Source organism: Rhodococcus artemisiae (assembly GCF_036327795.1).
GTDB lineage: Bacteria > Actinomycetota > Actinomycetes > Mycobacteriales > Mycobacteriaceae > Rhodococcus > Rhodococcus artemisiae.
Window position 1 is genome coordinate 198,322 of the sequence record NZ_JAUTXY010000010.1, and the last position, 24,280, is coordinate 222,601.

Sequence of the window (24,280 nt, forward strand, 5' to 3'; positions counted from 1 at the left end):
CCACATGAAGCGACGAGAGGGCGTGCGTCATGAGCTCGTCGATCGCCACGATCATCTGGCTGATTCCGGCTCTGCCGCTCGTCGGCGCAGTCGTACTGCTGCTGGCCGGGCGCCGCAGTGACCCGTGGGGGCATCTGCTCGGATGCGCCACGGCGATCGCTTCGTTCGTACTCGGACTTGTCGCCTTCGCCCATATGCTCGGCGCCGCCACCGCCGAAAGAACGGTGCAGAAGACGCTGTTCGTATGGGTACCCGTCGAAAGCCTGCAGGTCGACTTCGGGCTGCAACTCGATCAGCTGTCGATGTGCTTCGTCCTTCTGATCACAGGGGTGGGCTCGCTGATCCACCTCTACTCGATCGGCTACATGGCGCACGACGATGCCCGTCGCCGCTTCTTCGCCTATCTGAACCTCTTCCTCGCCGCGATGCTGATGCTCGTGCTCGCCGACAACTTCCTCGGCCTCTATCTCGGCTGGGAGGGTGTCGGATTGGCGTCGTACCTGCTGATCGGGTTCTGGCAGCACAAACCGACCGCCGCGACCGCCGCGAAGAAGGCGTTCGTCGTCAACCGCGTAGGCGACATCGGTCTGCTCGTCGCCCTCATGATCATGTTCACGACTTTCGGCACGCTGTCGTACGACGAGGTGTTCGCTGCAGTGCCCGCGGCGAGCGAAGGCACGATCACTGCACTGGGCTTGGCGTTGCTGCTCGCCGCATGCGCGAAATCCGCGCAGCTGCCGCTGCAGTCGTGGCTCGGCGACGCGATGGAAGGCCCCACACCGGTGTCGGCGCTCATCCACGCCGCGACGATGGTCACCGCGGGGGTCTACCTCATCACCCGGGCCCACGCGATCTTCGACTCGGCGCCCGTGGCACAACTCGCCGTCGTCATCGTGGGCACCGCGACCCTCCTGTTCGGTGCGATCATCGGCTGCGCGAAGGACGACATCAAGAAAGCACTCGCCGCGTCGACGATGAGCCAGATCGGATACATGGTGCTCGCGGCCGGCCTCGGTCCGGCGGGCTACGCCTTCGCGATCCTGCACCTGCTCACCCACGGATTCTTCAAGGCCGGGCTCTTCCTCGGAGCCGGATCGGTGATGCACGGGATGAACGACGAAACCGACATGCGACGCTACGGCGGTCTGCGCACACTCATGCCCCTCACCTTCATCACGTTCGGACTCGGATACCTCGCGATCATCGGTATCCCACCGTTCGCCGGATTCTTCTCCAAGGACAAGATCATCGAAGTGGCGTTCGCCGAGCCCGGTGCCAAGGGGGTGGTACTCGGTGTCGCCACACTGCTCGGCGCCGGCCTGACCGCCTTCTACATGAGCCGCGTGATGATCATGACGTTCTTCGGGGAACGCCGCTGGCGCGGCGATGCCGATCCCCACGAATCCCCGGGCATCATGGTGTGGCCGATGATCCTGCTCGCGGTGGGTTCCGTCGCCGCCGGTGGTCTGCTCGTTCTCGGTGGGTCGCTGCAGCATTGGCTCGAGCCGGTCGTCGGATCCGTCCATCACGAGGGTGGCCTCCCGGTGTGGCTGATCACGCTCATGACGCTCTCGGTGGTGCTTGCGGGCGTTGCACTCGCCTATCGCGAGTACGCGACCCGGGAGATCCCCGACACGGCTCCCGCTGATGTGGCGGCGCTGACCGTCGCCGCACGCAACGATCTCTACGGCGACGCGTTCGACGAGGCCGTGTTCATGCGTCCCGGTCAGGGGATGGTGCGCACGCTTGTCGCAGTCGAGAACTCCGGCGTGAACGGCGTCGTCTCCGGAGTTTCGGGTGTTGTCGGGGCACTGTCGAGTTCGCTGCGACGCCTGCAGACCGGCTTCGTCCGGTCGTATGCCCTGTACATGTTCGCCGGTGCGGCCATTGTGGTCGCAGCGCTGATGCTGGTGCGGTTGTGAGGGGGGTGAGCCGAGCATGAACGAATTTCCGTGGTTGACAATCCTGTGGGTGCTCCCGGTTGTCGGTGCCGTCGTCGTTCTCGTGTTGCCGGCGCGGATGCGGACCCTCGCCAAGAGCGTCGCCGTCGTCGCCGGGCTGCTGACCCTCGCGGTTGCGGTGGTGCTCGCGGCGTTGTTCGAACCCGGTGGCGAGCAGTTCCAGTTCGTCGAATCGCACACGTGGATCCCCGCGTTCGGCGCCGGCTACACGCTCGGCGTCGACGGTATCGCGTTGGTACTCGTGCTGTTGACCGCGGTGCTGGTACCGCTGCTCCTCGTCGCCGGATGGAACGACGACCGCCATGCCATCGTGGAGGCCGCCCCCGCTTCCCGCCCCCGCGCCGCGCACACCTACACAGCGTTGATCCTGCTCGTCGAGGCGATGGTGCTCATCTCCTTCGTCTCCCTGGACATCCTGTTGTTCTACGTCTTCTTCGAAGCGATGCTCATCCCGATGTACTTCCTCATCGGCGGGTTCGGTGGTCGCGGCAGCGAGCGGGCCCAACGCTCCAGAGCCGCGGTGAAGTTCCTGATCTACAACCTGTTCGGCGGTCTGGTCATGCTGGCCGCGGTCATCGGGCTGTATGTGGTCACCGCGCAGGCCGGGCTGGGGGAGTCCGGCACCGTCGGCACGTTCGACTTCCGACGCATCGTCGAAGCAGCATCGTCGGGTGAGCTCGGCGCGACCCCCGCCGTCCTGAACGCGTTGTTCCTCGGTTTCATGTTCGCGTTCGCCGTCAAGGCCCCGCTGTGGCCGCTGCACAGCTGGCTTCCTGACGCGGCGGTGCAGACCACTCCCGTGTCCGCGGTGCTGATGATGGCGGTGGTCGACAAGGTCGGCACGTTCGGGATGCTGCGGTACTGCCTGCAACTGTTCCCCGACGCCTCGGTCTACTTCGCGCCGCTTGTCGTGACGTTGTCGGTGATCGGCATCGTCTACGGCGCAATGCTCGCGATCGGGCAGACCGACGTGATGCGACTGATCGCGTACACCTCCATCTCGCACTTCGGGTTCATCATTCTGGGAATCTTCGCTATGACCAGTCAGGGCCAGGCCGGGTCGACGCTGTACATGGTCAATCACGGCATTTCCACTGCCGCGCTGTTCCTGATTGCCGGGTTCCTGGTGTCGCGGCGTGGATCCCGCGCGATCGCCGCGTACGGTGGAGTCCAGAAGATCGCACCGATCCTCGCCGGCACGTTCCTCATCGCGGGGCTCGCCACGCTCTCGCTACCGGGCCTCGCGCCGTTCGTCAGCGAATTCCTCGTCTTCGTCGGCACCTATCCGCGGTATCAGGTCGCAGCGATCATCGCGACCATCGCGCTTGTCCTGTCCGCGCTCTACGTGCTGTGGCTTTACCAGCGCATGATGGGTGGACCGGTGCTCGCCGACCCCGGACCGGCGCCGGGCGATCCTCCGGACGAGGGTTCGGGCGAGGGACACGGAACCTCGATCACCGATCTCGTACCCCGCGAAATCCTCGTGGTCGCACCCTTGATCGCCCTGCTGATCGTCCTCGGGGTCTATCCGAGACCGGTGCTGGACGTGATCACTCCCGCTGTGGACCACACCCTCGTGACCGTCGGTGAGCAGGATCCTGTACCGCTCGTCCCACCCGAGACACCGGTGGCCGACGGCGACACCGCCGTCGGCTCCGGAGGAGGTGCTCACAGGTGAAGAATCTGGACAGCAGTGTCGTTCTTGCGCAGGCGCTTCCCGCACCCGACATCGACTACGGCGTGCTCAGCCCGATGCTCATCGTGTTCGGGGTCGCGGTGGTGGGTGTGATCGTCGAGGCGTTCGCACCCGCCCGCGCCCGCTACGCAGGCCACCTCGTATTGGCCTTCGCGGGACTGTCGGCGGCGCTCGTTGCGGTCGTCCTGCTTGCGGGAACCGAGACCACCACCGCCGCCGGCGCGGTCGTGATCGACGGCCCGGCCCTGTACCTGCAGGGCGCGATCCTGATCGTATCGATTCTCGCGGTCGCGCTCATCGCCGAGCGTGGTGTCGAGGGTGCACGAACGACGGTGGATGCCGCGGTGGCCCTGGATACCGCGGGAGCCGCGGTCGGTCCGGGATCGACCCGGACGAGAACAGACGCGTTCGCTCCGCAGGCTGCAGCGGTACCCGGCAGCGCCGCCGAACGTGAAGCCACCGATGCGGGTATCGCACGCACCGAAGTGTTCCCGCTGGCGTTGTTCGCAGTCGGTGGCATGATGCTCTTCCCCGCATCGGACGACCTGTTGACGATGTTCATCGCACTCGAAGTGCTCTCACTGCCTCTGTATCTGCTGTGTGGGCTGTCACGTCGACGTCGTTTGTTGTCGCAGGAGGCGGCACTCAAATACTTCCTCCTCGGCGCGTTTTCGTCGGCGTTCTTCCTCTACGGTGTCGCGTTGCTCTATGGCTACGCGGGAACGATCTCGCTGGCGGGAATTGCCGACACCGTGGAGTCCGGTGATGGCAGCGACAACACAGCCCTGATCGGTGTGGGTCTGCTGTCGGTGGGCCTGCTGTTCAAAATCGGTGCGGTGCCGTTCCATTCGTGGACACCGGACGTCTATCAAGGCGCACCCACCGCGGTGACCGCGTTCATGGCCGCGGCGACGAAGATCGCGGCGTTCGGGGCGCTGCTCCGCGTGCTCTACGTAGCGGTGCCGGGACTGAGCGACGAGTGGCGCCCGATCCTGTGGGCCGTGGCCATCGCCACCATGCTGGTCGGCGCCGTTCTCGCGGTGACACAGACCGATGTCAAACGGATGCTGGCGTATTCGGCGATCAGCCATACCGGTTTCGTGCTCACCGGTGTCGTCGCCGCGAACGAGCAGGGCATCTCGTCGACGCTGTTCTATCTGGTCGTCTACGGGATCGGCACCATCGGCGTGTTCGCGGTGGTCACCCTGATCCGCGACCCCGACGGCGAAGCCTGGGACCTGTCGCGCTGGGAGGGAGTGGGACGTCGTTCACCGGTGCTCGGCGGCGTGTTCGCCCTGTTCCTGTTGTCGATGGCAGGGATCCCACTCACCGGCGGTTTCATCGCAAAGCTGAGCGTGTTCAGCGCTGCGATCTCGGGCGGTGCGGTGCCGCTGGTGATCGTCGGTGTGGTCGCGAGCGCGATTGCCGCCTACTTCTATGTGCGGGTGATCGTGCTCATGTTCTTCCGTGACCCACCGTCCGATGCGCCAGCGATCGTGATGCCGAGCGTGCTCACGACGGTCACCGTCGCGGTGACCGCCGTGATCACGTTGCTGCTCGGTATCGTGCCGCAGCCGCTGCTCGATCTTGCCGGGCAGGCAGCCGTCTTCCTGTCCTGAGCGGTCCGGCCACGTGACAGGTCGGTTCGAGGACTCCTCGCGGCCCTGCGTCAGCCGCTCGACACACGCGAGATCGGGGCTCGGTGGGCAGGGCGGAGTGAGACCAGGTGTGGCGCAGCCGGTCACGCTGCAGACATCATTCGTCGCGGCCGAGTGGATTTCGATACACGGTGGAGCAGCCGCTCTCGCGTACGAGAACATCGTCGAATGCAGCGATCAGGCCGTCCGGGAACCATCGCGCGCCATGATCGCTGCTGGTCGCGACGACAGTGAGGTTGCGGGTTCGTGCCGTGGTCACCAGCCTGGTCAGACGCTCACGGTCGGGGAGATCCAACTTCGCGATCGTCGTGGAGAGTCCTGCGAGGAGCAGTAGTCGTCGTGGCTCGGCGCCTACTGAGTCCAACTCGGCGAGCATCCGACCGATCTCATCCGGGGTAGCTGCCCAGGACGAGACCCCGTCTCCTGCGTCGCGATACCCGGCGAGCCAGTGGTGGCGATGATGCGGATCGGCGACGAACAACTCGTGGGTGCGTCTGGACAGGACGCCCGTTGCCATGAGGGTGAGCGGCAGATTGGGGAAGTTCTCCGTGTCGCGTTGGTGCACGAGGAGGTTTCGTCCGGCAGCTACTGTCCACGCCACGGTATTGCCCTCGCCGTCGCGCCCGAAGGGGATGACGAGACTGTCCGCCCGATCCTGTGAGCGGCACACCATGTTGATCCGGGCGTTGTCGGCGCGGGGCCGGCCGGAATGCGACCGAACCGCGTTTGAACAGCTTCGATGCGTGGGCGGGATGACGGGATGCGCCATGTCGTGGTCCGTTCCATGTCGGCGATGTCCGAATCTGTGTTCGATACCGCAGTCAGGTTAACGGCACCCACCGACACTCAGCTTTGGGCGGGTCCAACTCGACTGTTGTGGTCCCCGCTGGCGCTGTCGGCGCGGGACCACCGGTGTCGTGATCGCGTGGCTGATCGGCATCTCGACACCTTTGTGGTCGCGGTGACTGTCGGTTTCCGCCAGGCCCATACACGGCCGAAGACAACGCGCTGTGCAGTCCATCTCCGCTGGAGGCAGGCGCGGTCTGGCAAGCTGACTGCGGTGACGACATTCGAGATGTGGCAGCAGGATAATTCGGTCGAGCGTGTGGTTTCCCACACGATAGGCGTGGGACGGATTCTGTGGGGTGCGACCACTGCGATCGCGTCGCGGCGGGTCTACAACGCTTTGGGTATTTCTTATCCCAGTAGCGATTTGGGCGTGTGGATCAAGGCATTCGGTGTGCGTGACATTGTCTTGGGTGCAGCTGCGCTGCATCCGGATGCCACGGTGCGTCGGGCGAACTTGCGTGCTGGGATCGCAATGGACCTGATCGACGCAGTTGTGGTTGCGGACGCAGCCCGTCGCGGACTGCCTCGAAAAGCCGCACTCGTAGGCATAGCGCTTGCGGGGGGAACAGCCGCATTCGCCGCATTCGGCCCAGGCCTCATCAACGCTTCGCGCACCCAGTGAGTGCGGGAGTCGTCGGTAGTCATTCATACGCATTGCCGTCGGCGATCGGCGCTACGCATGTGCCGCCAGTGCAGCGCCAATTTCCTGATGTTCGCAGCTCGCCACGCTGTATGCGGCAAAGATCGCAACCTCGACCGGATTACGGGGACCCGTTCCGCGCCGGCGACCGCGAGGAGATCAGCTCGTGGGTGCATCAGAAAAGACCGGTGTGCCCCGAGCCCATGAAGCTCGGGGCACACGGTTTCGACGTCCGTGTCGATCAGATCAACGCCACCCCGGCGAATACGGCGAGGCCCACCAGCGCAGCGCCGGTCACGGCCTGCACCCGGCGATCGACGACGCACATCACCGACAGGAAGCCGGGCATCGATCCGCCGCGGCGGGTATGGGCGATGGCCGCGATGCTCGGCATGCACCTGCCGAGCGAAACAACGATGAACATCGCGGCGCCGAAAGCCGGCGCCCCGGCCGCGAGCACACCGAGCACCAGCAGGTAGTACGCGCTGGACCGGATGAAGATCAGGAAACCGGGGCCGATGATCGCGCCGAATATCAGCGACACTTTCCACGGAGCCATCGTCCGGCGAAGGTGGCGCGGCAGCTGCTGCCGTCGCATCGGCGCCGGCATCGACAGAACACCGATTTCGTGGAGTCCGTAGGCGAGCGCGAACACTGCCCACCCTGCGAGCAGCCACAACGGCGACAGAGCGGCGGCGGTCACCGAGCCGATCGCGCCGAGGAGAGCACCGGTCACGGCACCCGTACCGACAGAACCGAGGGCATGCCAGGCCAGGCGCCGCACCGGTGTGGACGATCCTTTCCGGCCCGGCTGTTTCGGAGCGGCGACGACACCCGCCACGGACATGCCGCAGGTGGACCAGTTGGCAGCGAGGGACGTGACGAGCCCGGCTCCGACGACGGCGGCTGTCAGGGCCGTTGCCGCCGTCGGTGAGGCCAGGGCGGCGGACCCCGCCCCTGCCACTGCGGCACCGGCCGCGAGGCCGATGCGGGTCTGCACCGACACGGCACCGGCGAGCGTCGGACGGATGTCGGGTAGATCGGTGTCGATCGGTTCATGGGTGAGGACAGTGGTCATCGGTAACCTCCAGAATCGTTGCTGTGTGGGAGTTTCTGCTCGGGTCTCAGTGGACGGTGACCGTTCCGGTCATGTACGGGTGGATCGAGCAGATGTAGCTGTAGACGCCCGGACGGTCGAACGTGTGGGAAAAGGTGCCTTCGCCGGTGATGCCGCTGTCGAACTCACCGGGTGACTCCACGCGGTGGAGGACGCCGCCGTCGTCGAATCGCCATTCGACGGTGTCGCCGACGGACACCGTGGCATCCATCGGGTTGTACTGCACATTGCTGATCTCGATCACCGTGTCGGGCCGCTCGGCGGCGGAACACCCGGTCGATGCGAGTGCCGCGACGCCGATTGTGAGTGCCCACCAACTCCAGGCCCGCCCGGGACCCTGCATCATGGACGGCCGCACTACTGGACGATCACGGTGCCGACCATCGATGCGTGCGGCGTGCAGTGATAGGTGTACGTGCCGGCGTCGTCGAAGGTGAACTCGTAGGTGCCCTCGGTGAGCAGTTCACTCTGCAACAGGCCTTCGAGGGGTCCGTCGCCGGCGACGTCATGGGGGAGTCCGTTGTCGTCGAACTTCCATCGGACCGTCTGGCCCTGCTCGATCGTGACCGAGGCGGGTGAATACGACATGTTCGTCACGTCGATCACCGCGGCGGGTTCGGTGTCCGCCGACGACGAACCGCACGCGGTCACTCCCACGGTGGCGATCAGCGTGGCAGCGAGTGGGAGCAGTTTCTTCACAGGGTGTCCTCTCATCGGATGTATCGCAGGTTCGCGGTCATCCCGGCCTCGAAGTGATAGGCATTGTGGCAGTGGAACATCCACTCACCAGGGTTGTCGGCGTCGAACTCGATGGCGAGTTCGGTGCCGGGCAGCACGTTGACGGTGTCGCGCCGGAGCCCGCCGTAGTCGGGGACCGCGAACGTGTGCCCGTGGGTGTGCATCGGGTGCCACATCGTGGTGTTGTTCACCATGGTGATGCGGATCCGCTCTCCTTGGCGCATCACCAGTTTTCCGGCGTCGGGCCCGGCCATGCCCCACACGTATCGATCGCCGGCCTGGATCAGCTCCACTCGGTAATCGCGGTCTGCGGTGCGCGAATTCAACCGGACCGTGTCGACCGGTCGCAGTTCGCTTTCGGCGAGCAACCGACCCGTCAATTCCGGTACGGCTCCGCCGATGTCCGGATTCGGCAGGGGTGCTGCGTCGTGCGAGCGAATCACCGTCGACGCGTAGCCGTCCCGGCCCTCCACCGTCGCCACGATCGGCCACGCACCCGACTTCAGGGTGAGCAGCACGTCGTACCGCTGGGCCATGCCGATGATCAGCGTGTCGGTGGCGGTCGGCTCACAATCGAAGCCGTCTGCCGCGACCACCGTCAGTTCGTGGCCCGCGACGGCGAAGCGGTACGGCGTTTCGGCAGCTGCGTTGACGATCCGTAGCCGCACCCGGTTCCCGGGAGCCGCGGTCACCACCTCGGGGTCGTTGGGCGGCCGCCCGTTGATCAGGTGCAAGGGGTAGCCGATGTGCTGGGTCATGCCACCGAGCGGCACCGACGAACCGTGGCCTCCCGACACGAGTGCGCGCGCGACCGACTGGTCCTCGGCGGTGTGTTCGGCCGGTGCACCCCCTCCGCCATGCCCTGCGTGACCACCGGATATCGCGGGGTTGAGCGCCGTCAGCACTGCCTCGGGGGTGGTTCCGAGGCCGTCGACCCAATCGTCGAGGACCAGCACGGCGTCGACGTCGGCGCCGGAGGTGTCCTCCGGATCCTCGACGACGAGGGCACCGAACAGTCCACGGTCGGCCTGCAGGCCGCTGTGCGAGTGGTACCAGTGCGTGCCCGGGTCCGGGACGACGAAGTCATACAGGAAATCACCACCCGGGCCGATCGGATCCTGCGTCACCGGTGCCGCACCGTCCATGTCGTTGCGGATGCGGATCCCGTGCCAGTGCAGAGTCGTATCCACCGCCAGGTCGTTGCGCACCGACACGAGCAGTTTGTCGCGGACGCTCGCCCGCAGTTCCGGCGCAACAGCCCGGCCGCCGTACGACCACGTGTCGACGAACCGGCCACCGAGGTCGACGGTGGTCACCGCAGCGGTCAGCGCGACGGGCACTTTCCGCCCGTTCCATCCGCGTGCGGCCTCCGCCGCCAGGATCTCCGGATCGGTAGGGGAGATGTACTCGGGTGGAGTGCCGCCGGTCGCGTCGGCCGAACTGCACGATGCCGTACCGAGACCGAGTGCGCCGAGCCCCACCGCACCGGCTCCGAGGGAGCCGATGCGGAGGAACCGACGACGGTCGAGGGTCGGTCCGAACCGGGTCATTCCAACACCTGGGGTGTGATGAGCGACCCGATGTCGTCGATGGTGCCGGTGACCTCGGCGGAGCTGACCTGATCGCCTGTGGCGGAATCGATTCCGACGATCATCTGAGTGGTCTCGCCGTCGACTTCGGGACCGTCTCCGACCACGTACAGGACTCTGCCGTCGACCGAGAACGCACTGCTCGAGATCCCGGTGAGACCGAGGGCAGGCAGATCGAGCGTCTTGATCGGGGTGAAGGTCGCCGCGTCGAATAGTTCGACCTTCACCACGTCACCGCCGCGGGCGGAGTGTGGGTGGACCACCGAATCCGTGTACTCGATCGCGATTCGGGAACCGGTGTTGTCGATCTCGTTGTCGGCGAACCGGCCCCCGTCCTGTCCGGCATTGCCGATCGGTGTGACTTCCGTGGCCGGCAGACCCTCCGAGAAGTCGAATACGTAGACGTCGCCGTTCGCGCCGACCAACAGGGACTTCTTCGCCCCCGCGGCCCACGTCACGGTGCGGGTGCTGACGAAGTCCTCGGGAAGGACCTTCGAGCGGCTCGTCTCGATCGGGACGCCGGTGTCGTCGATCGAGATCTGGATCAGCTCGCGCGTGTCTTCGCAGACGCTGTAGAGCTCGTGCCCGTCGAGCCAGGTGAACGGCCCGCAGCCGATGATCTGGAGGGAGCCGCTTTCCTTCTTTGCCTCGAGGTCGATGACGCGGACTCCGTACAGCCCGTCGTCCCAGGTCACGAAGAATCTGCCGTCCGAGGTCACCGCACTCGAGCCCTCCCGCGAATGGGCGCGGGCGTAGTCGGGGAGCAGAATCTCGGATGGTTCGAGCAGGTTGCCCGAGTAGGTGCTGACTGTGTATTCAGCGGTGCCGCGAGAGCCTCGCGGTCGCCACACCTCGGCCGCGAGCACCGCGGGATCGCTGGATGTCTCGCCGACGAATCCGTGGATCACGGGCGACCAGATGCCCGGCCCGACGACGAACCTGTCGCCGGCCACGCCTGCCACCGGGTCGATGGCGTTGAGCTCGACCTCGAGACCGGTATTGACGACAGCGAGAAGGTCGGTCGCCTTGATCGGCTCGATTTCGCCGACGTGTACCGGTTCGGGGATCGTGTCGCCGATCTCCTGGTCGTCGTGGCCGAGCGAGATACCCTCACCCGGCGGAATGACGGGAACGGTGGGGTAGGTGACCTCGCCGTCGACGGCGTCGTCGTTCGAACTGCACCCGGTGAGTACGAGTGCGGCGGCAAGCGGGATCGCTACCGCGGCGGAGCGAGAAAGACGCTTGGTGAGTGCAGAATTCATGCTCCCGCACCGACCTTCGGGCGTGCAGCCGGTCGGGTCTGGCAGTCCTCGCCGATGATCGGCGCCATGGTGCAGGTGTACGACTGCGACTCGTCGGAGACACACCAGATGATTTCCTGGTCGTAGCTGCCGGAGACCGGGTTGTACATGATCGCCTGCATGTCGGGTTCCCCGCAGAATGCATTGGAGCACGACGGTGCCCCACAGCAGTCGTAATAGGCGATCAGGTAGGTCTTTCCGGTGTCGGGGTTGGTGCAGCAGCCGACCCAGAACTCGGCGCCCGGCTTGCTACCGGGGGCGCAGGTGGTGACGCCGCCACCGTTACATGCTGCGCACGAGGTGCCGTCCATGTTGCACCAGCGCCAGTACTCGCACTCCGCAGGATCCTTGCCGTCGAAAGCGATGAACTGCGGATCCGGTGCGTCGGGGGCCGGAGGCGCCGGCGGCAGATCCTGCGCCATCGCGCTGCGGGTGACCGGGAGCGAACTGATCAGCGCGACACCCGATACGCCCATCGTCCAGCGGCCGATCCTGCCGAGCATCGACCGGCGCGACGTGCGCTCGGACAGTGTGCGTCCCGCGCGGCTCGCGAGGGAACCACCCTTCCCGGCCATCCACTCTGCTTGCTCGCGGACGGTGTCTTCGTCGACCGGATACCGATTCTCGGTCGTATGGTGTTCTTCCACGGCATACGCCTCCTTTGTCTCGGGTGGATGGATCAGGCGGATTTCGCCTGCGCGTGCAGGTGCTGAAGGGACGGAGTGCCGGATTCGAGAGCATTGAGCAGGCTCTCGACCTGCGCCATGTGGTTGCACAGGCCCTTGCCGCGGATCTTGCCGTGCTCGTCGAGAATCACCCCGTACGGCGTGGTGCCGACCTGGTATGCGATGCCGACGTCGCGGGCATCGATGTAGCTCAGTTCGGTGCCGATGTTGCTGCCCGACAGGAACTCCTTGTGCTCCTCGGGGGTGCCGTCGGACACGATCACGACCTCGAGGTCGGTCTCCGCACGCGCCATCGCACGCAAACCGGGCAGCAGGCTCTTGCATGTACTGCAGCTCGGAGCCGTGAACATGAGCAGCTGTGCCTTCTCACGATGTCCACCGACGCGAACGGAGCGTCCGACGTGATCGACGAGCCCGGCGAACGAGGGGCCGGCCTGCTCGACCTTCGGACCCGTGTCCATCATCCGTGCGCCGAGCGGGCCCAGGCGCACCTGGACGCGCCCGATCTCCCGGGCGAGCGCAAGCGTCATGAGGAGCAGCAGCGCGACCGCGATCGCCAGAACCACAACGGCCACTACCAGGAATGTTGTCATCGAACCCGTCCTGTCTGTACGAAAGTTGTTGATGAAGAAGTGATCACGAGTCGAATCGAGACGTGGTGCTCACGGCCCGGAGCTTGATCGAGGCGTTGGACAGGTAGTCGTCGACCGGACGCCGGCCGAAATACACCACCGATCGGATCGACGCGATCGCGACGACGGCCAGCACGATCAGCACGCCGACTGCGACGCAGGCCAGGCGTTCCGGCGCTGTGACGTCCGGCGAACCGGCCACTGCGAGTGCCGCCGCCGTCGCCGCGAACGTCGCGGCACGGACGGCGTGGAACCAGCCGATCCGTGGGATCTCGTGCGCGCCGAAGGCGAAGCAGCCGCAGTCGAGATCGCGCCGCCCGCGCGCCAGATTCACGGTGAGCCCGATCGTGAACGCCACGAACAGCAGCGCGGCGGCGACAGCCGGCCAGCGGCCCCCGACACCGATGATCAATGCGACGCCCACCAGCGTCTCGGCGATCGGCAGCGTCGCTGAGACCGTACGTTCCGCTCGGTCCGGCAGGAGCCGGTATCCCTTGACCACCGTCAGCAGTCCATCCCGGTCGCGGAGCTTCGGAATTCCCGCGATCAGGAGCGTCCCACCGATGATCGATGCGACCATCACCCACAACATGGATCACGCCCTCTCTGTCGTCGGACCAATCGTGCTGGCGCGATGGGGCGTTGATGCGTCGTCGGTGAAACAACCATCGTGTCGGCGAGTGGGAATGCGCATGCGCCGGGAAGGATGCACGTCCCCGCAGGTGACGCGGTCGAGCCCGGCGCCTGCGGCTCTGCGGATGTGACGCCCGGCACGGTCTGCTCAGTGCACAGCCCGACACGATTTCCACTCGGGATCACGCCGCTGACACGACGGAAACATTCCCGTTACCCCACGGGCTGTCCGGCGGGATTCGGAACACCGATCGGAAACACGACAATCCTAAGGTTCCCCAACGGTGGCCCGGCTCGGATGGCGGGCCCGCAATGGAAGAGAGGCGCCGAGTGAGTAGCGGCAGACGTGGTGGTAGAGGTTCATGGATCGGTGGAGCGCTCGGTGCCGCAATCTCGGAGTCCCGTAACAGCGAGCCGGTGACCGCACCGGTGTACTCGCCCTTGAGGGGGCTGGGTCGTCGCAGACTCTCGCAAGTGGACCTGGTCGGACAATCCCTGTCGACTGTCGCACCGGCGACAGGGATGATCTTCATCGCGTCGTGGATCATCGGGGCCCAACCAGGCGTCGGTGGTCTGGCAGCGATCCTCGGTACGACCGCATGCGTTGTCGCAGTTGCCTACTGCGTCACCCAGTTCACCCGGCGGCTCGCTGCTGCGGGGTCGCTGTACAGCTTCGCATTCCACGGATTGCCGCGCCGTGCGACGTTGACGGTGGGGGCGGCGTTGCTCCTCGGCTATCTGGGCATCTCGATCTCGGTGCTGGCCAACTCCGCCGAGAGTGTGCTGGGAGTAGCGACCGCATTGGGTGCGTCATGGTCGGGGAGCCACCTCCCGCTGATTACCGCCGCGATCGTCACCGCGGTGGTCGCGGTGATCGCGGTGAGTGGTGTACGTGTCGCGACCCGTGCGATCCTCGTGGTCGAGATCTGCTCGCTCGTTCTCATATGCGTCTTGATGGTCACCGGTTCCGGAACGACCGTCGTATCGGGAACCGCGAGCATGTCGGCTTCCCTGCCGTTCCTGGCGTTGGTCGTCGTATTCGGAATGGCGGGTTTCGAAAGCGCGGCGTTTTTCGGCGCCGAAGCGCGGCGGCCACTGACCACCGTGTCCCGGGCGGTGCTCGTCACCCCGGTGGTGTGCGGCTCGCTCTTCGTGTTCGCCGGCTGGGCCGCGTCGACCGGGCGCGCCGACGTCGTCGTCGCCGCATACTTCGATGGCACCGCCTCCGGCGCGAGTCCGGCGATGGTGGTCGCGGTGCAGATAGGTGTGAGTTTCTCGTGGTTCGCGTCCACTCTCGGCTGTGCTCAGGCCGGGTCGCGGTTGTTGCTGGCGATGGGCATCGAAGGAACCGCGCCGAGGGCGTTGTCGCGTGTCCATGCGCGTCGGCGCACTCCTTCGGTAGCGGTCGCGTGGTTCACCGTGCTGAGCTTCGTGGGCGCAGCGGTGTATCTGCAGTTGTTCGTCGCCGACTCCGGCCTGTACGACGGGTTCGTCGAGGTCGCGATCGTCATCGCATACACCCTGTTTGCGGTGTCGTGCCTGCGGTTCCTCCGTAGGATCGGGGAGGACGCACCGTGGACCACGGCTGTCGCGCTCGCGGTCGCGAGTACCGGTGCTGGTCTGCTCGGCTACTTGGTGGTCGACGGTGCGGTACGCGGGCAGTGGGGAATCCCGATCGCGGTGCTTGTGGTTGCGGCATCCGGTGGGGTGTGGGTGGCCGTGCTCGAGCGGCTCAGACCCGGATCACTCGCGACGATGGGCGCCTTCGACAGTGTCGAGACGGCCGACCTGCTTCCGGGCTCCGGTGTTCTCGTTCTCGACGACGTGGGAAGACCGCAGTTGGTGTCCGCGCATCCGCGGCCGGAGGCCTCATGATGACCGCTCACGTGGTCGCCGAGACCGGGTTCAGTGGGCAGCAGCCGAGAGCGGTGCAGAAGGCCCTCTGCATGCTCGAGGCGGTCGCGCATCTCGGTCCCGGTGCTACAGCCAAGGAGATCGCCCGTTTCGCGGGTGTCGCACCCACTACCGCCTATCGGATGCTCAACCTACTTGTCGCAGAGGGATTCCTGGTGCGGGTTCCCGACCTGTCGGGTTTCGCGCTCGGACGCCGAACAGCCGAACTGTCCCGAGCCGCAGCTGCCACCGACACGTCACCGACGCTGCACGAGACGGTCGAAGAACTCCGTTCGCACACCCGGTTCGGGCTGCATGTAGCGTCGTTCGCCGGTGGAAGACTCCGCTTCGTCGATCAGGACCCCGACCATGAGATCGTCGGCATCGCACTGCTGTCCAAGAACCTGCATGCGAACGCACTCGGAAAAGTGATGCTCGCGCACCATCCCGCGCTGCGAGCAGGAATTCAACTGCGACGACTGACCGGCGCGACCGTGTGCGACCCGGACGTGCTCGGCGACGAACTGTCCCGTATTCAACTCGACGGGCACGCCTTCGAAAATCAGGAATGTCGCACCGGCCGGTCGGCGTTGGCCGTCCCGATCCGGAACCACGGTGCCGAGGTGGTCGGTGGCCTGTGTCTGCAGGGCTCGCCGCTTCGGGTATCGCCGTCGGATTTCGAGCAGTTGCGGTTTCTCTACGAGGGGTCCCGTCGGCTCACCGGCCTGCTGTAGGCGCGACCGGGGAGTTCCGGCGTGTCGGCGACGTGTGTGCGCGATGCTCGGAGAAGGTGAGGTGTGGCAGCGTGGATCAAGGTCGTACTGCTCGTTTTCGGCGGCTACACAGCAGCGGTGGTCCTCGGAGCGCCTACCGTCGACACCTATCCGATGGCGACAGGATTCGGCCCCGCGCCCGTGATGGCGTCCGCGATCGCTGCCTCGGCAACCGGGGCGGTCGTGGCAGTCCTCGTCGCAGCGGGGATCCGTCAGCGGACTCGTGTGGCCGCGGCGGTTCTGGCGGGTGCGCTTCTGGTGGTTGTCGTTGCCTTGCCGGGCGCGTGGCGCTTCGACATGTACATCTCGGTGATAGGTGCGGGATCGCTGCTCGGCGGCCTCGCGGTGATGTGCATCGACCCGCGACGAGCTCGGTTGCAGGCGGTGCTGGCCGCTGCCGTTGTTGCGGGCCTGCTGACTGCGGCGCCGATCGCGGAGTTCCGGGACTTCGCCTCGACCCCGAGACGGTATGCCGACTACCTGGAAGTGAGCTTCCAACCTGTTCCCGTCAACGCGGTGTGGTTGATTCCGGGGGTTGTCACCTTGGTGGCGGGTGCATCGATGTGGGTGATCGGCCGTGGCGATGCGGCTCTGTTCGGTGAACGGCGGGGGAGTCGGCGAGAGTTACTGGTCGGCATCGGCATTCCGGTGGTCGGGACCGGGCTGCACTGGTCGTTCGAGCGTGCCGTGATGTCGTCGAGTGCGGAAGCACCGGAGGCGGGCAGGTGGCTCCTCGGGGTTGTGGCGGTGGTGGTCGTGATCGCCGCGGCGTTGTGGTTGTGCGAGCACACGGGAACGGTCCTTCTGGCGGCGATGGCACTGGCTGTGGTGGGGCGCGAGGCGGTCTCGTGGTCCCCCACGGTGTGGCCGCTGCTCCTGGTTCCGGTCGTCCTCGCCGGAGTCGGTGCCTGGCTCGGCCACCGATTCCCACGAGCACTGGTAGGTATCGGTGTACTGGCGCTGGTCGCAGCATCGGGGGTCGCTGACGGTCTTCCGTGGGACGACATGCGTATTGCGGCGAATCTGTTCGTTGTGCCACTCGCGGCTGCCTACACGATCGCCGCATCTCTGCCGTCCACCCCGCCGGTGGTGGCAACGTCGATGACGCTGCCCGCAGCGCTGGCGTTACCTCTTGTCGCGCAGTACGGGTGGACCGCGTACACCCCGCTCACGAGCGAGCCGGTCGAGTGGTTGTCGAACTCCTGGACATGGATGTCCTCGGCCGTATCGGTGGCCGCGGTGGTGGCACTCGGGGGTGCGATGGCGTGGATTCAGTACCGCAGGCCGACCGATGTGCGTCGGAGAACATGACGGGATGATCCTCAGGACACTGACCGAGGCTGCGACTGTTCGGCCCCGGCCGGAGGTCGGCAGTGCCACGGTGCCCCCGGTGAGACTCGAACTCACACTGGACGGGTTTTGAATCCGTTTCCTCTGCCAATTGGGATACGGGGGCGTGGTGCGGAGACCACTGTAAGGGATGGATGGACGGAGGGTGAACACCGGTACCCTTCTAACGTTCGATTCCCTCACGAGGGCATCCGCAGCGAGATGGGAAGGGCCCGCCATGACAGCCGTGCCGCAGAACGACAACGCCGGGGCAACGCGAGTCGTCGTCGCCGAAGACGAGGCGTTGATCAGGCTCGATCTGGTCGAAATGCTGCGCGAAGAGGGGTACGACGTGGTAGGCGAGGCCGGCGATGGGCAACGCGCGGTGGAGCTCGCCGAGGAACTGAATCCGGATCTCGTGATCATGGATGTGAAGATGCCGCGCCGAGACGGAATCGACGCCGCATCCGAGATCGCGCAGAAGCGCATCGCCCCTGTGGTTATTCTCACAGCGTTCAGCCAGCGCGAACTCGTCGAACGCGCGCGTGATGCGGGGGCCATGGCGTATCTCGTCAAGCCGTTCTCGAAGAGCGATCTGGTACCGGCCATCGAGGTCGCTGTGAGTCGCTTCTCCGAGTTGCGTGAACTCGAGCGTGAAGTGGCCGGGCTGTCCGAGAGGTTCGAGGCTCGCAAGCTCGTCGACCGCGCCAAGTCGTTGCTCATGGACAAGCATGCGATGACCGAACCCGAAGCGTTCCGGTGGATCCAGCGGGCGGCGATGGACCGTCGCACCACCATGAAACAGGTCGCCGAGGTGATCATCGATTCCCTGGGGGAAGGTGTGCCCGGCTGACTTGCCCAGTCACCGCGACATCACATCTGGGACGCGAATGTAACGGTCGCGTCACAAGGATTTCGGGCTGGTTCACGGGCGCCTTTCTGTCGCTATGTTTCGACCACCTCCGGTAAACGCCGGGTGTGGAGTTCACGCGATCGAAGGGGTGTGGAATGGCTAAACGGACTTTGGTCCGCGCTGTTGCAGTTCTCGGCGCAGTAACAATGGCGCTGGCCGGTTGTAGTTCGGACAGCGACGATTCGACCACGACGGCCGGCGACGGAGACACCGGGACAGCGACGACCGTCGAGACCGACTGTGAGCCCGAACAGGCAACCGCCGGCGAGACCCCGTTCACCGGTGCGCTGAAGATCGGTACCCTCCTGCCCGAGACAGGAAGTCTCGCGTTTCTCGGCCCGCCGGAGGTTGCCGGCGTGCGCCTGGCCGTCGACGAGGTCAACGCGGCCGGTGGGGTACTCGACCAGCCGGTGGAATTGATCCCCGGCGACTCGGGCGACACCACCACCGACACCGCGAGTTCGACGGTCGACCGGGAGTTGGCTGCCGGGACGCAGGTCATCGTGGGTGCAGCGTCGTCCTCGGTGTCGTTGAAAGTGATCGACAAGATCACCAGCGCCGGTGTAGTGATGTTCTCACCGGCCAACACGTCGGATCAGTTCATCTGCTACTCCGACGGCGGCATGTACTTCCGGACCGCGCCCACCGATGTGCTCCAATCGCAGGCGTTGGCGGAGTTGATCGCTGCGGACGGCGCTCAGCGCGTGTTCGTGCTCGCGCTCAACGACCCATACGGCACAGGTCTCGCCGACAATACGGTCGCCAATCTCGTCGAGGCCGGTATCCCCGAGGACCAGATCGAAAAGGTCATCTACGACCCGAACGCACAGTCGTTCAACGCCGAGGTCGATAGCATCGCGAATTTCGATCCGGACGCGGTGGCGCTCATCGGATTCGAAGAATCCGCGAAGATCATCACGCGCATGCACGAGGTGGGTATCGGCCCGTCCGACGGTATGGCGGTCTTCGGCGTCGACGGCAACATGGGCAACGCGCTCGGCGCGAACGTTGCCGACGGATTGCTCGAGGGTATGTCGGGGACCACGCCACTGACGGACACGGGCGAGGAGTTCCGCAGTCGACTGCTCGAGGTCGATCCTTCCCTGATCGACTTCAATTACTCCGGCGAGGCATACGACGCGGTCATCATCTCGGCGCTTGCTGCGTTGCAGGCCGGCTCGACCGCAGGTGTCGACATCGCCGCGAACATCAACAGCATCACCAAGGACGGCACCAAGTGCACGACCTATCAAGAGTGCGCGGATCTGGTGCGTGAGGGCGAGGACATCGACTACGACGGGGCCACCGGCGAACTGGCGTTCGTCGATGCAGGTGAGCCGGGTGTCGGATCGTACGGGCACATGGTCTACGGTGCGGACAACACGCTGACCACAGAGGATTACATCGTTGTCGGTGGCTGAGGCCGCAGAGTGCGAGGGGCCGGGAGAACGTCCCGGCCCCCCGCATCACACGTGTCCGCAATGAATTGTGTCGCAGGCCGACTCGCCGAGATCGGCTCGCGGGTCAGAGTCGCTTCTTCTCTTGGCTTCCGGCGAGTGTGCCCAGATACAGCTCGACCACCTTCGGATCGTTCATCAGATGCGCTCCCGTGTCGGTGTACGCATTGCGTCCCTGATCGAGCACGTAGCCGCGATCACAGATCTGCAGGCAGCGGCGCGCGTTCTGCTCGACCATGATGATCGACACTCCCGCCGCATTGATCTTCTTGCAGCGGATGAAGACCTCGTCCTGGAACATCGGTGACAGCCCTGCCGAAGGCTCGTCGAGCAACAGCACCGACGGTTCCATCATGAGTGCGCGACCCATCGCCACCATCTGACGTTCCCCGCCGGACAGCGCCCCGGCCTTGATCCTCCGTCTCTCCCCGAGGAGCGGGAAGAGCGATGCCACACGGTCGAACTGTTCCGCGAACATCTTGGGGCGCAGATAGCTACCCATCTCGAGGTTCTCCTCGATGGTCATCGAGGGAAACACGTTCCGGGTCTGCGGCACGTAACCGACCCCCTTACGCACGAGAACGTGTGCCGGAGCCGCAGTGATGGGCTCACCGCGGAGGTGGATGTCGCCGTGGCGCACCGGAATCAGGCCGAACAGGGTCTTGAGCAGCGTCGACTTCCCGGCGCCGTTGGGGCCGATGATGCCGACGATCTCGCCGTCGCGCAGAAAGAAATTGCATCCTCGCAGGATGTCGACGCCCGGGATGTACCCGGCGACGAGATCGTCGGCGCGTAGCAACGCTCCTTCGGCCAGACGCACGTGTTCCTCCGGAGTTGCCGCCAGTTCGGCCGGGGTCATCGCGTCGCTCATGACGTCTCCTGTGTTCCGCTCGCCGGTGTCGAGGAAGTGTCGGCCTCTGCGGGATCGGACAGATCGCCTCCGGCTGCGGGATCGGACAGATCGCCTCCGGCTGCGGGATCGGACAGATCGCCTCCGGCTGCGGGATCGGACAGATCGCCTCCGGCTTCCAGGGTCTGTACTTCGGCCTCCTGGAGTGCCTCGGACAGTTCGGCTGTCGCCCCGATCGGGTTGCCGTCCTCGTCGAACTCGAGTGCTTGATCGTGGTGGCTGCCGAGATACGCATCGACCACCGCGGAATTCCCCGACAACCGGTCGGGCGCGGCTTCGGCGATGACGGCGCCCTGCGCCATCACGACGACCCAGTCGGAGATGTCGCGGATGACGTCCATGTCGTGCTCGACGAACACCACCGTCATCCCGTCGTCGCGCAACGATTTGATGTGACCGAGGAGGTTCTGGGTCAGGACCGGATTGACCCCGGCCATCGGCTCGTCGAGCATCACCACGATCGGGTCGGTCATCAGCGCCCGCGCCATTTCGAGCAGTTTGCGTTGCCCACCGGACAACGACCCCGCTGGATCACCGGCTTTGGAATCCAGATCGAAACGCGCGAGTAGTTCGTGGGCGCGCTCGGTGATCTCACGTTCTTGTGCCCGCCACGTCCACGGCAGCAGTGCCGCCGCGATCCGTTCACCACGCTGGTGACGGGCCCCCAGCCGGACGTTGTCGAGGACCGTCATCTTGGACAGGGCCTTGGTCAACTGGAAGGTGCGTACGACGCCGCGACGGGCGACCCGGTGGGGATGGAGCCGACCGAGTTGTTCCCCGTCCATCGTCCACGATCCGGTGTCGGCGCGGTCGAAGCCGGTGAGCAGGTTGAACAGGGTGGTCTTCCCGGCACCGTTCGGTCCGATCAAGCCGGTGATGCAGCCACGCTGGATTTCGAGGTGTGTCACGTCGACGGCCTTGAGTCCGCCGAACGAGCGGGAGACGTCGTCCACCACGAGGATCGGATCCGGCTTGGCCGAACCCGGATCCTGTGAGACCGCGGCGAACAATGCGGCCCGGCCGGCAGCGTCGAGTGGGGTCCGAGCCGAAGCGGTCTCAGGCATCGAGTTGCACCTCCCTCTTGTTTCCGAGTATCCCCTGTGGCCGGAAGACCATCATCACCGCGATCATGATGCCGAGCAGCACGAATCGCATCGCACCGACCTGCTGCTCGGTGAGCGGCAGGAGCGGATCAGGACCCGAGATCGCCTGCCGCAGAAACGCGTCCGGCAGAGTGAGCAGGAACCAGAACACCATCGCGCCGAGAACCGGTCCGAACACCGTCGCAGCGCCGCCGAGGATCAACGCACCGAATGCGAAGAACGTCTGCGCGGTCGAATAGAAGTCCGGATTGATCGACTTGGTCTGCAGCGCGTTGAAGACCCCTCCCAGGCCGCCGATCATGCCGCCCAGCACGAGCGCCTGCATCTTGTAGACGAACACGTTCTTCCCGAGCGCACGAGCCGCATCCTCGTCTTCTCGCACCGCGCGCAGCACGCGTCCCCACGGGCTGTGGCTCAGCAGATACACCAGCCCGCACAACAGCAGCACGACCGTCCAACCCACGACCATCGCCCACAGGTCGTCCCCGTAGAACCGCATCCCGAGCAGCGAATACTGCCGACTCGAATCGAACGGACTCCACGCCGTGAACGGCTCCGCGAAACCCCACAGGCCCCGGGTCGAGCCGGTGACCGAATCGGACGCGGTGGAGCGGAACATCAACCGCAGGATCTCGGCCGCGGCGATCGTCGCGATCGCGAGATAGTCGGCGCGCAGACGCAGCGTGGGGATTCCGAGGACCAGCGCCAGCAGGCCCGAAAGAGCAAGACCGACGAGGACACCGACCCAGAGCGGCTGCTCGTAGGTGACGGTCATGATGCCGACGCCGTAGCCGCCGAGCAACGCGAATCCGATCTGCCCGAAGTTGAGCAGTCCGGCATACCCGTAATGCAGATTCAGGCCGATCGCGAGTAGCGCATAAAAGATCGCCGAGGGGCCGATCATCTGCGCGAACGACACTTGGAACACCGATACGAGGTCCATGGATCACCCGATCCTTGCTCTGCTGCCGAGGATGCCCTGCGGGCGGATCACCAGAATGACGATGAGCACCAGCAATCCGCCGATGTACTTGAGGTCGGGATTGATGACCAACGTCGACAACTGCACGAGCAGACCCACGATGACGCAGCCCAGCAATGCACCGTAGGCCGTACCCAGGCCGCCGAGGATGATCCCCGCAAACATCAGCAGCAATAGTTTGAAACCCATCTCCCATTGGACACGGCCACCGAGTTCGGACAACCCGAACAACACACCGCCGAGCGCGGCAAGCCCCCCGCCCAGACCCCACACGAACCGCACGACCTTCTCGACGTCGATACCCGAGGAAGCGGCCAGGTCGCGATTGTCGGAGACCGCGCGCATCGCCTTGCCGATCCTGGTGCGCTGCAGCAGTAACGCCACACCGACCAAGACCACGAGGCTGATCACGATGCAGGCCAGGTTCACCGGAGTGATCGCGAACGGACCCCACACGAGTTGCCGCTGCGCCTGATAGTCGTCGAACGCCTGCGTGCGATCCGAATAGAACGCCAGGATGAGATAACGCAACGAGATGGCCACACCGATCGACACCACGAGTTGCGATATCAACCCGGTGTGGCGTCGCCGCAGCGGCGCCCAGATCAACGCGTTGTTGAGCAGACCGATGATCACCCCCACCACAACCGCCGACACCGTGGCAGCTATCAGCTGCATCCCGAACGACACGTTGAATATCCAGGCGGCGACGGCCCCGAGCGTGACGAGTTCGCCGTGTGCGAAGTTGGTCAGCCCGGTGGTACCGAAGATCAGGCTCAGCCCGACGCCGGCGATCGCGATGATCAGACCGAAACGAAGCCCGTCTATCACGGTGCGCAGCACTGTCTCCGCTGCGGGGACCGCTGAACCGGTGCGTGCCTCGCCGAACGAGAAGATGACGGAGTTGGCGCGCCCGGCGACGACATCGCGCGTCACGGAGTCCTGCACACTCACGTCCTCGGGCAACGTGTCGGTATCCACTGCGAACGTGTACGTTCCGGGCGGCACCGTCAGCTCCCACCCGCCCCGTTCTCCGGATACCGTTTCGGCGACCACCTCACCGGACCGGTCGAGCGCGCGTACGGTCACACCCGCGAGCCGATCGCCGCCATTGTTGAGCGTCCCGCCGACCCGCTCGCCGTCGGTCGTGTCTGTCGTCGTCGGCGGTGCCGAGGGGGTAACCGGCGGTGCCGACGGCATGGTGGGTTGCGGTGGAGGGCTGGGATCCTGCGCCGCCGCGGCACCCATGCCTGACATCAACGCGAACAGTGTCGCGAGAAGAAACAACATCGTGCGCGCGAGCCATCGACGCCCGAACGCTCCTCTTCGTCGAAGTCTCACGGTCGAGGCCACGGGGGTCCTCCGTGTGGGTCGGCTGTATTCGAGCTCGACGCCGGGGACGGCGCCGTGGAAACGGACT

Annotated in this window: 22 protein-coding genes and 1 tRNA gene; 9 read left to right on the forward strand and 14 right to left on the reverse strand. The window is 65.5% G+C overall.

The window, feature by feature from the left end:
* Positions 1–29 precede the first annotated feature (29 nt).
* Genes nuoL through nuoN form a run of 3 tightly spaced genes read left to right on the forward strand, consistent with a single transcriptional unit; the run spans position 30 to position 5,276 of the window.
* Entirely contained in the window at positions 30–1,922 is a 1,893-nt protein-coding gene (nuoL, locus tag Q7514_RS20985; RefSeq protein WP_330135179.1) for an NADH-quinone oxidoreductase subunit L, read from the forward strand.
* A gap of 16 nt (positions 1,923–1,938) precedes the next feature.
* Positions 1,939–3,639 (forward strand): NADH-quinone oxidoreductase subunit M, encoded by a 1,701-nt coding sequence (locus tag Q7514_RS20990; protein ID WP_330135180.1) that lies wholly within the window; start codon positions 1,939–1,941, stop codon positions 3,637–3,639.
* The gene (gene nuoN / locus Q7514_RS20995; protein ID WP_330135181.1) at positions 3,636–5,276 is read left to right on the forward strand and encodes an NADH-quinone oxidoreductase subunit NuoN; all 1,641 of its coding nucleotides are present in this window, start codon (positions 3,636–3,638) and stop codon (positions 5,274–5,276) included. The genes Q7514_RS20990 and nuoN overlap by 4 nt, the downstream gene beginning before the upstream one ends.
* 136 nt (positions 5,277–5,412) lie before the next feature.
* Here the strand turns inward: nuoN and Q7514_RS21000 are convergent, their stop codons facing one another.
* Positions 5,413–6,084 (reverse strand): hypothetical protein, encoded by a 672-nt coding sequence (locus tag Q7514_RS21000; protein ID WP_330135182.1) that lies wholly within the window; start codon positions 6,082–6,084, stop codon positions 5,413–5,415.
* 156 nt (positions 6,085–6,240) lie between these two features.
* On the opposite strand from Q7514_RS21000, the gene Q7514_RS21005 reads away from it, so the two are divergent.
* Complete coding sequence (locus Q7514_RS21005) at positions 6,241–6,786, forward strand: hypothetical protein (protein ID WP_330135183.1); 546 nt, start codon at positions 6,241–6,243, stop codon at positions 6,784–6,786.
* A gap of 259 nt (positions 6,787–7,045) precedes the next feature.
* Here Q7514_RS21005 and Q7514_RS21010 read toward each other — a convergent pair whose 3' ends face one another.
* The 8 genes from Q7514_RS21010 to Q7514_RS21045 form a co-directional block, all read right to left on the reverse strand.
* On the reverse strand, positions 7,046–7,882 hold the full coding sequence (locus Q7514_RS21010; RefSeq protein WP_330135184.1) for a methylamine utilization protein: 837 nt from the start codon (positions 7,880–7,882) through the stop codon (positions 7,046–7,048).
* A 46-nt stretch (positions 7,883–7,928) separates the two neighbouring features.
* The gene (locus tag Q7514_RS21015; RefSeq protein WP_330135185.1) at positions 7,929–8,267 is read right to left on the reverse strand and encodes a plastocyanin/azurin family copper-binding protein; all 339 of its coding nucleotides are present in this window, start codon (positions 8,265–8,267) and stop codon (positions 7,929–7,931) included.
* Positions 8,268–8,278: 11 nt separating this feature from the next.
* The gene (locus Q7514_RS21020; protein WP_330135186.1) at positions 8,279–8,620 is read right to left on the reverse strand and encodes a cupredoxin domain-containing protein; all 342 of its coding nucleotides are present in this window, start codon (positions 8,618–8,620) and stop codon (positions 8,279–8,281) included.
* Between the two features lie 11 nt (positions 8,621–8,631).
* Positions 8,632–10,209, reverse strand: a complete 1,578-nt coding sequence (locus Q7514_RS21025) for a multicopper oxidase family protein (protein WP_330135187.1) — start codon at positions 10,207–10,209, stop codon at positions 8,632–8,634.
* The gene (locus Q7514_RS21030; RefSeq protein ID WP_330135188.1) at positions 10,206–11,510 is read right to left on the reverse strand and encodes a hypothetical protein; all 1,305 of its coding nucleotides are present in this window, start codon (positions 11,508–11,510) and stop codon (positions 10,206–10,208) included. Before Q7514_RS21030 ends, Q7514_RS21025 begins: the two co-directional genes overlap by 4 nt.
* Positions 11,507–12,124 (reverse strand): methylamine dehydrogenase light chain, encoded by a 618-nt coding sequence (locus Q7514_RS21035; RefSeq protein WP_408016151.1) that lies wholly within the window; start codon positions 12,122–12,124, stop codon positions 11,507–11,509. The genes Q7514_RS21030 and Q7514_RS21035 overlap by 4 nt, the downstream gene beginning before the upstream one ends.
* Before the next feature lie 104 nt (positions 12,125–12,228).
* Positions 12,229–12,828, reverse strand: a complete 600-nt coding sequence (locus tag Q7514_RS21040; RefSeq protein WP_330135190.1) for a redoxin domain-containing protein — start codon at positions 12,826–12,828, stop codon at positions 12,229–12,231.
* A 43-nt stretch (positions 12,829–12,871) separates the two neighbouring features.
* Positions 12,872–13,447, reverse strand: a complete 576-nt coding sequence (locus tag Q7514_RS21045) for a MauE/DoxX family redox-associated membrane protein (RefSeq protein ID WP_330135191.1) — start codon at positions 13,445–13,447, stop codon at positions 12,872–12,874.
* 365 nt (positions 13,448–13,812) lie between these two features.
* On the opposite strand from Q7514_RS21045, the gene Q7514_RS21050 reads away from it, so the two are divergent.
* The 3 genes from Q7514_RS21050 (at position 13,813) to Q7514_RS21060 (ending at position 17,477) form a co-directional block, all read left to right on the forward strand.
* The gene (locus Q7514_RS21050) at positions 13,813–15,375 is read left to right on the forward strand and encodes an APC family permease (RefSeq protein ID WP_330135192.1); all 1,563 of its coding nucleotides are present in this window, start codon (positions 13,813–13,815) and stop codon (positions 15,373–15,375) included.
* Entirely contained in the window at positions 15,375–16,127 is a 753-nt protein-coding gene (locus Q7514_RS21055; RefSeq protein WP_330135265.1) for an IclR family transcriptional regulator, read from the forward strand. The genes Q7514_RS21050 and Q7514_RS21055 overlap by 1 nt, the downstream gene beginning before the upstream one ends.
* Before the next feature lie 63 nt (positions 16,128–16,190).
* Entirely contained in the window at positions 16,191–17,477 is a 1,287-nt protein-coding gene (locus Q7514_RS21060; protein ID WP_330135193.1) for a hypothetical protein, read from the forward strand.
* Positions 17,478–17,548: 71 nt separating this feature from the next.
* Here the strand turns inward: Q7514_RS21060 and Q7514_RS21065 are convergent.
* A tRNA-Leu gene (locus Q7514_RS21065) sits at positions 17,549–17,622 on the reverse strand.
* Between the two features lie 111 nt (positions 17,623–17,733).
* On the opposite strand from Q7514_RS21065, the gene Q7514_RS21070 reads away from it, so the two are divergent.
* Both Q7514_RS21070 and Q7514_RS21075 read left to right on the forward strand, forming a co-directional pair.
* Positions 17,734–18,348 (forward strand): ANTAR domain-containing response regulator, encoded by a 615-nt coding sequence (locus Q7514_RS21070; protein WP_330135194.1) that lies wholly within the window; start codon positions 17,734–17,736, stop codon positions 18,346–18,348.
* 155 nt (positions 18,349–18,503) lie between these two features.
* Positions 18,504–19,829 carry an ABC transporter substrate-binding protein gene (locus tag Q7514_RS21075; protein WP_330135195.1) on the forward strand — a complete coding sequence of 442 codons (1,326 nt, stop codon included), beginning with the start codon at positions 18,504–18,506 and terminating at the stop codon, positions 19,827–19,829.
* A gap of 103 nt (positions 19,830–19,932) precedes the next feature.
* Here the strand turns inward: Q7514_RS21075 and Q7514_RS21080 are convergent, their stop codons facing one another.
* The 4 genes from Q7514_RS21080 to Q7514_RS21095 are packed head-to-tail and all read right to left on the reverse strand — an operon-like array spanning position 19,933 to position 24,213.
* Positions 19,933–20,736, reverse strand: a complete 804-nt coding sequence (locus Q7514_RS21080; RefSeq protein WP_330135196.1) for an ABC transporter ATP-binding protein — start codon at positions 20,734–20,736, stop codon at positions 19,933–19,935.
* On the reverse strand, positions 20,733–21,839 hold the full coding sequence (locus Q7514_RS21085; RefSeq protein ID WP_330135197.1) for an ABC transporter ATP-binding protein: 1,107 nt from the start codon (positions 21,837–21,839) through the stop codon (positions 20,733–20,735). The genes Q7514_RS21080 and Q7514_RS21085 overlap by 4 nt, the downstream gene beginning before the upstream one ends.
* A complete protein-coding gene (locus Q7514_RS21090; protein WP_330135198.1) occupies positions 21,832–22,821 on the reverse strand; it encodes a branched-chain amino acid ABC transporter permease in 990 nt (329 codons plus the stop codon). The genes Q7514_RS21085 and Q7514_RS21090 overlap by 8 nt, the downstream gene beginning before the upstream one ends.
* A gap of 3 nt (positions 22,822–22,824) precedes the next feature.
* Positions 22,825–24,213 carry an ABC transporter permease subunit gene (locus tag Q7514_RS21095; protein ID WP_408016144.1) on the reverse strand — a complete coding sequence of 463 codons (1,389 nt, stop codon included), beginning with the start codon at positions 24,211–24,213 and terminating at the stop codon, positions 22,825–22,827.
* Positions 24,214–24,280 lie beyond the last annotated feature (67 nt).